The sequence below is a fragment of the Ochrobactrum sp. XJ1 genome (genome assembly GCF_024701725.1).
Classification (GTDB): Bacteria; Pseudomonadota; Alphaproteobacteria; order Rhizobiales; family Rhizobiaceae; genus Brucella; species Brucella anthropi.
The window spans coordinates 100,460-112,122 of sequence record NZ_VDGD01000010.1 but is presented as its reverse complement, the minus strand read 5'-3'; the positions used below and the strand labels follow the sequence as shown (position 1 = coordinate 112,122).

Sequence of the window (11,663 nt, the reverse complement as noted above, 5' to 3'; positions counted from 1 at the left end):
GCGTGATCGAATCGGAGGGGGCATGACCGGGTATTGGCAAAAAAAGACGGGTATGGCCGAGTATTTGCGTCTTTATATGCGCGAAGACAAATGGCTCGCTTGGGAAGACCAACCTGCCGATCCTAACGATCCAAGTAGCCGGACAATTCCCGGAGCGAAGAACAAGGTCGGAGAGACGCTTCGCAATGCTTTCAATTCTACAAATGTCATATTTCTCTTAGGGTCCGGTGCATCGTTCTCTGCTGTGAATTCGAGCGGCAGGGGGCAAGCCCCCGGCATGGCAACACTCTGGAAGGCTGTCCGCGATAAAATTGACAAGGAAACACTTAATAACGGTCAAAGCTTCGACGACATTGCCGAAGAATTACTCGGCATGTCGCCACCTAAACCGGAAGAGAAAAGTGCAGGCAATATCGAAAAGCTGCTCAGTCTCTGTAAAATGAAGCTGGAGTTGCTAAGCGTTAAGGCCACTGACGAACAATTTGAGCAGCTTGATTCCGAAGTCTCGGTACTTACAGATTTCATTTCGAAGGCCGAAACCGCTATTCTGAGCGAAGTTGGTTTCGTGGATGAGAAAACATCCCTGCCCGCTCATTCGAATTTGCTGAGAAAGTTTTCGAAGCGAAGTGCTGAGAAACCGCGTGTGAAGCTCTTTACCACCAACTATGATCTTTGTCTGGAAGAAGCTGGAGCGCGACTAGGTATTGTTTTTATTGACGGATTTTCGCACAGCGCCGAACAACGTTTCAATAGAGATTATTTTCAAACAGATATCGTACGAAGATCATCGTCTGGCACAAAGGCCGATTACATCGACAGCGTCTTTCATTTGTACAAAATGCATGGTTCCGTTGACTGGAGAAGAAGATCAGACGGCGCGGTTATTCGGCGAGCCAAAGGCGAAGGAAATGACCTAACTCCTGTGTTGATCTATCCGAGGTCTACAAAGTATCAGGAGGCGTTCGAGACGCCTTATTTAGATATGTTTGCCGCGTTTCAATCTGCGTTAAGAGAACCAGATACCACTATTTTCGTTGCAGGCTTTGGGTTCGCAGACGATCATATAAGCTCACCTATCTGGTCTGCCGTAGAATCCAACCTTTCCTTAAAACTAGTACTTGTTGATCCAGGCTTTATTGAAGAACAGAAGCTAGATGCTATCCAACCTGATCACGCTTTGAAAGCAGAGGAATTTCTACCCAATAAATATCAATTGAAACTGATGCGCTTGATCCAGCAAGGGGACAACAGACTAACGGTCCTTAACGGGCGCTTTGAAGATCTGGTTGACGCGATTCCTTCTGTGTCCGGCGAAACCGACCGCCAGAGGCTTTTAATGCGTTTGGAAGATCTGGGTGGCGTATAATGATTGCGACAAATAATTATGCCTTGATCGATCCCGATAAACGTGTGGGTACCGTAACCCGAGTGGGAGCCTCGTCTGTTGAGCTGACGGTTCCGCTAGGTCTAGCCATTTCCGGACAACGGGGGCTCGCTAGAGGTACTACAGGTGACTTTCTTTTTATTGATTGCGATGCAGCAATAGTTCTTGGTCGTCTGACGGATGTCGTTGTTCCTGAGAGACAACGTTCAGCGTTGGAGCGTCAACTGGAGCAGGAAATCGTCACCGATCCTCAAGGCCGAGCTCAATTATTGGCCACAATTGATAAAACGACGAAAGAGGTTTCTCGCGGTATCAACACCCAGCCTAGGATTGGAGACAGCGTCTATTTAGCGGAAGGACACGCACTCGCAGCGGCGATCCAATCTGCTCTTTCTGGCGAAACAGCAACGGAAAAAGGTGCTCAAAGCCTCATCGAGCTGGGACGCCTTTCTGGACTGAATGACGCTTATATTAAGATCCCGCCAGAAAAACTCTTTGGCAGACATTGCGGCATATTTGGTGCAACGGGTGGCGGGAAAAGCTGGACGCTATCGCGACTTGCTAACGAAGTGGTTCGTCTCAAAGGCAAATGTATATTGTTCGACCCGACTGGGGAGTTCGAAGGTAGAATAGCTGGGGCGAAGGAGTACCGTTTCTCGACAGGCGATGCGCAGCACCCGCTTGTAAGGTTTCCTTACAAGTATCTGTCGGAAACCGACCTGTACGGCCTTCTGACGCCTTCCACTCAGATGCAAGGTCCCAATTTACGAAGCGCAATTAAAAACCTCAGATTATCAGCACTATTACGAAGTGATCCGCAAAAATTTGGCGCTAAGAAACAAGCAAATGGTAACACAATATATTTGGAAGATAAAAACCACTTCATTGAGATCAGGGAAAGTGGAACGATCATAAAAGTTGGGCGAAGTCGGAGTTCCATTAGTAAGGCTCTGATCAATCATTCTTCCGATCTGGACTCGCAATTCTGCGACTTCGATATTCACCTACTCTCTGCCCAAATTCGGGACGAATGTGTTAAGCATAGTTCTTACGACGCCAATGTTAATGGATTTTATGGCAAGGTAGATGATGCCGCGCTAGGATTCTGTAATTCGTTGATCGTCAGAATAGAAAACTATCTTTCCTCTTCAGAAATGAGGTGCTTATTTTCTGAAGACGGCGAAGATGTATGTGAAATCATCAAAAGGTTTATCGATGACCCAAAACAGAATGCGCTTTTACTGTCGTTTGAACGCGTCAGTTTTAAATATAATACGCGCGAGATATTACTGAATACAATCGGTCGATACCTGCTGAATTTAGCACGAGAAGAAGCATTCAAAGAATGCCCGCTCATTTGCTTCCTGGATGAAGCTCATCAATTCGTGGGACGCTCTATAGGTGATGATACCAACCGTATCTCACTGGATGCTTTTGGATTGATTGCAAAAGAAGGCAGAAAATTTGGTCTAACGGCTGCTATTGCCACACAGCGACCGAGAGACGTCCCGACCGACGTTCTAAGCCAGTTGGGAACTCTTTTTGTACACCGCCTAACCAATGATCGCGACCGGGAGACAATTGAAAGAGCATGCGGCGATCTAGATCGTGATGCGGCAGCGTTCATTCCATCGTTGGCGCAAGGTGAGGCAATCATTGTCGGGCCCGATCTTCCTGCACCGTTACCAGTGATTATAACTCATCCCGAAAAGGCTCAGCAGCCAGAATCGAAGGGCCCAGATTATCAGCAATATTGGGGATAGCTCCGCTTGAGAGCAGACAAAGATATATAGTCTGCCGTGTGAAATCACATTGACGACTAGTTCCCTTGTTGTAAGTTAGAAAACGCAACTTGAACGCGAAGGGGGATTTTATGCGTAAACTGATGCTTGGGGTGATACTGTTTGTTTTTTCGGCCGGAGTGGCCTTGGCACATAGCGGCGGAACAGACGCCAACGGATGCCACACTAATCATAAAACGGGTGGCTATCACTGCCATTGATAAGCAAAATGAATGACGCAATTATCTCGTTTACTGAGTATTTGCGTCATTCAATCAATATTTTCTTTTTGAAACTCAATAAAACAAAATTGCTCAACACAATCAGTTTACTCACTCTGCAGCGTCATAAAACAATTCAAATAAACTAGTTTATAACGACGGTACACCTTAAGGATAAGGTAATTACAACCGTTCGCGTCTCGACGCAGTTGCCAGCTAATCCTATTCTAGACACGTCGATATCAGGAAGTCGGTGAACAGGAATGGGTTTTCAACTCATCAACCAGTTTCTGAAAGGTGCAATCTTCACTGCGCTTGCCTTGGCTATTGCCTTGCTTCAGCCATCGTATGCATCTGCTATGTACGTTGATATTAAGTCGAGCTATGAAACTATAGCGCCTGAGCCTGATAATACTCACCAACACTGCCATGCAGATTGCACAGATCTCCCTTCCAGCAAACATTCTGCCTATCTTTCACATGAGGTTCCCTCACAGGCAAGATTGATTAGTTTCAGGTCTGATCCTCCTTGCCACGCGGTCAATAGCGCCGAGCCGACCGTAACGTTGTCGAAAACCATATTTAGGCTAAAACGTCCTCCGCGAGCCTAGACTGTTGTCAGTTTGAACCAGTTCAAAAGACACTTTCAAAGGCACTCCCATGTTCCGACTATCTCTATTGATCGGGCATCTTGCATTGGTATGCGCTGCTCATCCGCCGACTTTTGTCCGTTTTTCAGACAGATCCTCCTTCGAACAAGTTCCACGACAGAATTTTCACGCCATAGGAGTGCAACCATGAAGATTGCACTTTTAGGCCAATTCGGATCCGGCAATTCCGGCAACGACGGTTCGCTGGAAGCAATGATTGACATTTTGCAGTCTCGAATCCCTGACGTAGAATTACATTCGATATGCGCCAATCCCCGTGCCGTTGCTGATCGCTACGGCATCGAAGCGAGTTGGCACGGGCGCTTGGTCCTGCAAAATTCACTCCTTTGTAAACTCAGCAAACTACTCGGGGACGTCCCCCGGAACGTTTTGAGTGTTTTCCAAATGATGAGAACGTTGAAAGGCGTACGATGGCTCGTCGTTCCAGGAACGGGAATACTTGATGACTTTCAGGATACAGCCTTTGGGTGGCCATTCGTGGTCTTCCGATGGTGCCTCATTGCACGGCTACTTCGCGTTAAAATCGCATTCGTAAGCATCGGTGCTGGCCCGCTACATCATCCTTTCAGCCGACGGTTTGCCAGATCAGCGTTGAAAGGGGCTTCCTATCGAAGCTATCGCGATGAATTTACGAAGAATTTTCTCGGATCAATCGGCGTTGAAGTAAAGGGCGATTTTGTCTTTCCGGACATTGCATTTAACTTGCCGCGTCCACCGATGCATCAGATCGACAGCACAGCGCATAAGACGGTAGGCGTAGGCGTAATGAACTATCGAGGCTGGACAAAAAACGACCCAAACGCAGAGCTAATCTATAAAACTTATCAAGAAAAGCTGTCTCGGTTCATCATTTATCTGATTGATCGGGGATTTCGAGTGCGTCTTCTGACTGGTGATATTGGCGATCAAGTAGCCGTCTCAGAAATGGCCCAGAAAGTCCGTGGCTCGATGAGTAAGGATGACACCGATAAAGGCGCGGTCATTTTCGAAGAGACAACTGATCTGCATCAACTGATGCAGCAGATTGAGCAAACCGACATGGTTGTCGCGTCGCGTTACCATAATATTGTCTGCGCTTTGAAAATGGGAAAGCCCCTTATCTCAATAGGCTACAATGACAAGAACGATTATCTGATGGCGGAATTCAATCAGATACCATTCTGCCAGCGTATCGAAACACTCGATTTGGATCGGCTGCAGGGACAATTCGAGAGGCTTCTTCAAAACTATTTTTTGATTAAATCGGAGATCAAAGCTGCCAACGTGGGCATTAGCATTCGAAGCAATGAACAGAACCACATTCTTCTGGAGAAAATTAACGCGCTCACACCCGTATCTTCAGAAAATGCAATGCTGGCGAGGACACGCTAATCCTGGGAAAACGGCCTCATCAGTGGGTCGAAACCCTCTTGATGAGGCCATCGGATCAACAATCCCGGCTCGGAATGATCAGCATGCCTGTCGAAGATCATCAATGGCTTCAGACATACACAAGAAGCGTTTGACGCTGTTGATCACATCACTTGCTTCAGATCTGAATATTCCCCGTTCGTCTTTAACGTCACGGTTACGTCATTGTCTGTCCTGTTGCGCCAGAACCAGCCGTGATTGCCAGTGAAAGCGGCTTCGAGAACACCGGAATCTTCTCCGACACCTCTGCCTTTTTCATAGGAGACCTTATTTCCGTTTCCGTCGCCATGTGTATCGAAGTTCACGACTGCGCCATTTGCCGTCCAGGCAAAATCGACTTTGTCGCCTTCCTCCATGACAAGCTTTACTTCAATCCCTTTCCCCGGTGACAATGTGAAGGATACCTCGTCCGTTCGGACAGGCGGCACGGAAGGAACTGCGGCAGTTGTTTCTGCTGAATCGACGTTGCCAAACCTCTCTCTGGTCGGTGCCGGATCAGTCGCCGCTGGCTTTGCTTGTTCAGGCAGCGAGGATGTGCGCTGTGGTTCAGCAGCGGGCGTTCCGTCCATCGAGGCGGCGATCATCATTTCGATGCGATCCAGGCGTTGAGATATAACCTTAATCTCGCCATTGGCGGCTTCAGCAGTTTCGCCATCAGACTGGGCGGCGGCAGCATCGTCAGCTGCTTCTTTCGCCAGCTGGGTCTTAATTTCACCCATTTCCGTCAACCCCAGGACGCGTCCCACGCCAAGCGGATCAATCGCGTACTCGGAAGGCAATACCACCGTGACCAGGATAGCGATTGCGCTCAGTCCAGCAAGAAATGTTGAGCGCTTTAGTTGGGCCGATGTCGGTAGGTCAGCCCGGTTTGGAAGATCAGTATTATACATTGAAAGCTCCTCAGGCAGCTACGAACAGTCCGGCCAGCTGATATCCGATCAGCACGAATCCGGCGCACATCATCATTACATTTGCGGTATAGGCGTATTTCCAGAAGCTACGCGTGCCGCGCCAATATCCCATCACGATGAGGATCATGCTGAGAGCCAGCAATTGTCCGATTTCCACCCCGACATTGAAGGCGAGCAAGTTCGGAACGAGGCCGTCAGGAGAGATATTGTACTCGATGATCTTGGTTGAGAGGCCGAAGCCGTGGAAGAAACCGAAAATAAGGGTGGCAACCTTGGTATTCGGCTGAAACCCGAGCCAACGCTGAAAAGCACCCATATTATCGAGCGCTTTATAAACCACGGACAATCCGATGATGGCGTCGATAATGTAGCTGTTGATTCCAATGTTAAAGTATACGCCGAGCAACATCGTGGTCGAATGACCAATGGCAAAGAGACTTACATAAATACCGATATGCTTCAGTCGGTACAGGAAGAAAATGACGCCGAACAGGAACAGGATATGATCGTAGCCAGTCACCATGTGCTTGGCACCGAGATAGATAAACGGCAGGATGTTGACGCCGCTTATTTCCTGAATATAGCCCTTGTCACCTTCTGCCACAGCGTGTGCGAAAGAACTGACTACGCCTGCGCAAAGCAGCAGGGTCGTTAAAAATGGCAGAAGCCATGGTCTTTGCCAAAACGTGGCAAAGAACCCATTTCGGGTTTCCGAATGGTGCATTGTGAACTCCAGAGTCCAATAATCGTGAAATTGCCGCCCGAGCGGCGCTTCAAGCGATTCAGATGGATCTGGGCGGACGCTCCAAAATCGGGCGATTGTCTATGATGCCACGATCAGCCAATGACAGGAGCCATCGCTGGCCGCCATCAATAAAGCCGATCATTGGGCGCTCTAGAAATGCAGGAACTTCATGGGAATGATCAGGACTATGTCCGTGACTGTGACCAACGTGTCCCTCGGATGAAGAAACATCATCATGCAGATGTTCGTTCGAAAAGGCTTCCGAGTGCATATCGTGATGGCGAGGGGATTCCGTCGCGAGCTCAATGGATCGTGTCGAATCTACCGCTGATCCCATGCTTACAGTCGAAAAGACGAGCGCAATCACAACCGCGATAGCAGCTGCAATAGAACAGACATGTCTCGTCAATCCGATCAACATGTCCCCTTCATAGTCACCAATTCGTTAATCGTCCATTATCTGGCGGCCAGATTCTGATTGTTATATCCCCTCCTGGGGGATAGGATCGATTCCATGAGCGAACATACCCACAGCCACGAAACCCATCCTGAGATCATAAAGCGCCTGAAGCGCGCCAACGGTCATCTGAAAAGTGTCATTGAGATGATCGAAGCTGGTCGCCCCTGTCTTGACCTTGCCCAGCAGTTGCATGCTGTCGAGAAAGCAATCAGTCAGGCAAAGCGGACACTCATTCAGGACCATCTGGATCATTGTCTGGAAGACGTCGTTGGGCCACTCGAAAAGGACCAACGCAAATCCATCGATGAATTCAAAGAAATCACACGCTATTTGTGAGCCAAATTCATGCCTTCCTTCGCAGAACTGTTACAGCAAGGCTCCGGCCATGCATGGCTCTTCATTCCCAGCGCTATCCTCCTGGGTGCATTGCACGGTCTTGAGCCCGGCCATTCCAAAACGATGATGGCCGCTTTTATCGTGGCGGTGCGCGGTACCGTTCTGCAGGCCGTTCTTCTTGGCCTGGCCGCAACCGCTTCACACACCGTTGTCGTGTGGGGTATCGCACTTAGCGGTATGTACATCTGGCAAGGTGTCGATGCAGAAACGTTCGAACCCTATTTCCAACTCGCCTCGGCGGCTATCATCATTTTTATCGCGCTCTGGATGTTCTGGCGAACCTGGACTGACCAGAAAAGAGCCAGACAGGCGTCCGGGCACGATCATGACCATCACAATCACGGCCACAGCGAAACGCGAGAAATAGATACGGGCCACGGTCTCATCAGCGTGGAGATCTTCGAAGAAGGCGTCCCGCCTCGCTGGCGCATAGGATCCGTTCGAGGTCATAAATGGGTTGCCGACGAGGTGACGCTTGAAACCGAACGCCCTGACGGAACGCGTCAGACATTCTTTTTTGTCGACAGGGATCATTACATCGAATCTTCGGACGAGATTCCTGAACCGCACGAGTTCATGGTCCGGCTGGAACTGACGCATGATCAGCATACGCACGCGTACGATCTGTCATTTTTCGAAGATCATGATCATGATCATGACCATGACCATATGCATGAAGAACTGCGCGGCCTTGATGTGACTAGCGGTGATTATCAGGACGCCCACGAATTGGCCCATGCGAACGATATCAGGCGAAAATTCGCAGACCGGAACGTGACAACGTGGCAGATTGTCCTGTTCGGCCTGACAGGTGGCCTCATTCCCTGCCCAGCCGCAATCACGATCCTGTTGCTTTGCCTTCAGCTCAAGGAATTCACCCTCGGATTCACGCTCGTACTCTGCTTCTCCATCGGGCTAGCAATCACACTTGTAACAGTGGGTGCCGTTGCCGCACTCAGTGTCCGCCACGCTACCAAGCGCTGGAGCTGGTTCTCGACGGTTGCGCGGAAAGCTCCTTACTTCTCAAGCCTGCTGATCATCGCTGTCGGTTTGTACGTCGGTTATCACGGTTGGGTTGGATTGGCTCAACAATCAGCAATCACACCGCCCGTCTAGGTCTCGGAACACATCATGCTTAGAATTCTGGGAAATCGCACCTATCGACACTTGTTTCTCGCCCAGGTCATAGCCCTGATTGGCACCGGGCTTGCAACTGTTGCCTTGGGCCTTCTCGCATTTGATCTGGCTGGCAACGAAGCAGGTGCGGTGCTGGGTACTGCATTGGCTATCAAAATGGTTGCCTATGTCGGTGTCGCACCAATCGCGGCTGCTTTTGCCGACCGCTTGCCACGAAGGACAATGCTCGTTTGTCTCGATCTGGTTCGCGCGGCCGTTGCGTTATTATTACCGTTCGTCACTGAAATCTGGCAGGTCTACGTCCTGATTTTCGTGCTTCAATCGGCATCAGCAGGCTTTACACCAACCTTTCAGGCGACCATTCCTGACGTTTTGCCTGACGAAAAGGAATACACACGGGCCTTGTCATTGTCGCGACTGGCCTATGATATGGAAAGTGTCGCCAGCCCAATGCTGGCCGCCGCTCTATTGACAGTCATTAGCTTTCACAGCCTGTTTGCAGGGACTGTCGTCGGATTTCTTGCGTCAGCCGCCCTGGTTGTCTCTGTTGTTCTTCCGAGTCCCAAGCCAACAGAAAAACGCGGCATTTATGACCGTACCACGCGGGGGATGCGAATTTATCTCGCCACTCCACGCCTAAGAGGTCTGTTAGCGCTCAATCTGGCGGTTGCCGCAGCAAGTGCCATGGTGATCGTCAATACGGTTGTTATCGTGCAGGGCATCTTTGGGCTTGATCAGCGATCTATGGCGGTCGCTCTCGCCGCCTTTGGAGCAGGCTCGATGATCGCAGCCTTCATTCTTCCTCGACTGCTCGATGATGTTGCTGATCGCCGAGCAATGTTTGCAGGCGCGACAATTCTCATAGCAGGACTGTTCGTCGGAACGCTCGTTTCCAATTATTGGTATCTGTTGCCACTCTGGTTTATCCTCGGGCTAGGCTATTCGCTAACCCAGACGCCATCCGGACGATTGTTGCGCCGATCTGCTCAACCTGAAGATCGTCCAGCGATATTTGCAGCGCAATTTGCTCTTTCACATGCTTGCTGGCTTATCACCTATCCCGTCGCCGGTTGGTTTGGTGCGAAAGCTGGTATGCCGATAACATTTGCGATCCTGGCAATTGTCGCCGCATTTGCGCTGGCAATCGCGGCCTATGTCTGGCCAGCCTCCGATCCTGACGAGGTGGAGCATACCCACACCGGCCTAGATGATGATCATCCTCATCTCGCCGATGCAACACCAGTGGGTCAGGGCCATAAACACTCGCATGTTTATGTGATTGATAGTCATCACCCTCAATGGCCAGGCTCACCGATGAGAGATGACGCAGTCGAATGACAGATTTGCTATCGTATACTGGACTTTTCTTCAGTGCGCTTATTGCCGCCACGATCTTGCCGATGCAATCTGAAGCTGTTTTGGTTGGACTGCTCACCAGCGAAAAATTGTCGCCTGTTCTCCTTGTGACAGTTGCAAGTCTGGGAAATGTGATCGGCGCGCTCATTAACTGGACGCTCGGTCGAGGCATCGAGCATTACAAGGATCGTCCCTGGTTTCCAGCGAGTGAGAATTCGCTGGCTCGGGCGCAGAGCTGGTACGGCCGATCCGGGAAATGGTCATTGCTCTTCAGCTGGCTCCCGGTTGTTGGCGATCCTCTGACTGTAGTTGCAGGCATAATGCGTGAGCCTCTGCCTTCTTTCATAATTCTGGTGGCAATAGGAAAAGTTGGTCGGTATGTCGCGCTAAGCGTGGCGACCTTGAAGCTGATATGATGGGCCTGTTCCAGGATCTGATCAGTTTTCAACGTGAGATTTATTATGCGTTCGCAAGGCATATTCAGTCTTTTGCCGATGCGCGAGACTGGGCATCGTTCCTGGCTTATCTGCCCATGGGCATCTTGTTTGGCGCGGCACATGCGCTGACGCCTGGTCACAGCAAAACTCTTTTGGCCACTTATCTGACCGCGTCTCCGTTGAGCGCCTTGAGGGCTCTGGCAGTTTCTGCCGCATTGTCGGTTACGCATGTGGGCCTTTCTGTCGTAATTGCGCTTTTGTCATTGCCGCTCATTTCGGTCACGCTGGGGAGCGTGGGACGCGCACCACTTCTGGAAGGGATAAGCCGAAGCCTGATGGGCCTGATTGGCGCGTGGATGATATTCCGCGCGTTGAGAGGACGTCTTCATAAGCATGATCAGGGTGAAGGATTGGCATTTGGATTTTTCGCAGGCCTGATCCCCTGTCCCCTGACGCTCTTCATAATGACCTATTCGATTACGCGTGGCGTTCCCGAGGCCGGAATAGCTTTCGCGTTCGCCATGATGATCGGAATTTGCGTCGTGCTATCATTACTCGCCTTGATGACGGTGCTATTCAGGCAAGGCGTCGCCCATCTCGTGGAGAACAGATCCCATCTGCTGGAGCGGTTGTCACGTGCCATCGAAGTGCTGGTCGGTTTAATATTGATTGCTGTCGCCATTAGGGAAGTTTCCAGTTGAGAACGTTGCAATTTCTGCATCTGCGAGCCTATTGCCAGTCGATCTGGATTGGT

General features: G+C 50.1%; 11 protein-coding genes. 9 read left to right on the top strand and 2 right to left on the bottom strand.

Annotation, left to right across the window (positions count from 1 at the left end; translation table 11 throughout):
* Window positions 1-22 precede the first annotated feature (22 nt).
* The 4 genes from FG152_RS18805 to FG152_RS18790 all read left to right on the top strand — a co-directional run bounded on the left by FG152_RS18805 (window position 23) and on the right by FG152_RS18790 (window position 5,428).
* The gene (locus FG152_RS18805; RefSeq protein WP_151617398.1) at window positions 23-1,366 is read left to right on the top strand and encodes an SIR2 family protein; all 1,344 of its coding nucleotides are present in this window, start codon (window positions 23-25) and stop codon (window positions 1,364-1,366) included.
* Window positions 1,366-3,147, top strand: coding sequence for an ATP-binding protein (locus FG152_RS18800; protein WP_151617399.1), 1,782 nt, complete (start codon window positions 1,366-1,368; stop codon window positions 3,145-3,147). The genes FG152_RS18805 and FG152_RS18800 overlap by 1 nt, the downstream gene beginning before the upstream one ends.
* Before the next feature lie 110 nt (window positions 3,148-3,257).
* Complete coding sequence (locus FG152_RS18795) at window positions 3,258-3,386, top strand: YHYH domain-containing protein (protein ID WP_151617400.1); 129 nt, start codon at window positions 3,258-3,260, stop codon at window positions 3,384-3,386.
* 797 nt (window positions 3,387-4,183) lie between these two features.
* On the top strand, window positions 4,184-5,428 hold the full coding sequence (locus FG152_RS18790; RefSeq protein ID WP_192798810.1) for a polysaccharide pyruvyl transferase family protein: 1,245 nt from the start codon (window positions 4,184-4,186) through the stop codon (window positions 5,426-5,428).
* Window positions 5,429-5,571: 143 nt separating this feature from the next.
* Here FG152_RS18790 and FG152_RS18785 read toward each other — a convergent pair whose 3' ends face one another.
* On the bottom strand, window positions 5,572-6,357 hold the full coding sequence (locus FG152_RS18785; RefSeq protein WP_151617402.1) for a hypothetical protein: 786 nt from the start codon (window positions 6,355-6,357) through the stop codon (window positions 5,572-5,574).
* Window positions 6,358-6,367: 10 nt separating this feature from the next.
* On the bottom strand, window positions 6,368-7,102 hold the full coding sequence (locus FG152_RS18780; protein WP_151617403.1) for a HupE/UreJ family protein: 735 nt from the start codon (window positions 7,100-7,102) through the stop codon (window positions 6,368-6,370).
* Window positions 7,103-7,637: 535 nt separating this feature from the next.
* Here FG152_RS18780 and FG152_RS18775 point away from each other — a divergent pair.
* The 5 genes from FG152_RS18775 to FG152_RS18755 are packed head-to-tail and all read left to right on the top strand — an operon-like array spanning window position 7,638 to window position 11,610.
* Window positions 7,638-7,919 (top strand): metal-sensing transcriptional repressor, encoded by a 282-nt coding sequence (locus FG152_RS18775; protein WP_151617404.1) that lies wholly within the window; start codon window positions 7,638-7,640, stop codon window positions 7,917-7,919.
* Between the two features lie 9 nt (window positions 7,920-7,928).
* On the top strand, window positions 7,929-9,095 hold the full coding sequence (locus tag FG152_RS18770) for a nickel/cobalt efflux transporter (RefSeq protein WP_151617405.1): 1,167 nt from the start codon (window positions 7,929-7,931) through the stop codon (window positions 9,093-9,095).
* A gap of 15 nt (window positions 9,096-9,110) precedes the next feature.
* Window positions 9,111-10,454, top strand: coding sequence for an MFS transporter (locus FG152_RS18765; protein ID WP_151617406.1), 1,344 nt, complete (start codon window positions 9,111-9,113; stop codon window positions 10,452-10,454).
* Window positions 10,451-10,888, top strand: coding sequence for a YqaA family protein (locus tag FG152_RS18760; protein ID WP_151617407.1), 438 nt, complete (start codon window positions 10,451-10,453; stop codon window positions 10,886-10,888). Before FG152_RS18765 ends, FG152_RS18760 begins: the two co-directional genes overlap by 4 nt.
* Window positions 10,889-10,893: 5 nt before the next feature.
* The gene (locus FG152_RS18755) at window positions 10,894-11,610 is read left to right on the top strand and encodes an urease accessory protein UreH domain-containing protein (RefSeq protein ID WP_151617447.1); all 717 of its coding nucleotides are present in this window, start codon (window positions 10,894-10,896) and stop codon (window positions 11,608-11,610) included.
* The last annotated feature ends 53 nt before the right edge of the window (window positions 11,611-11,663 follow it).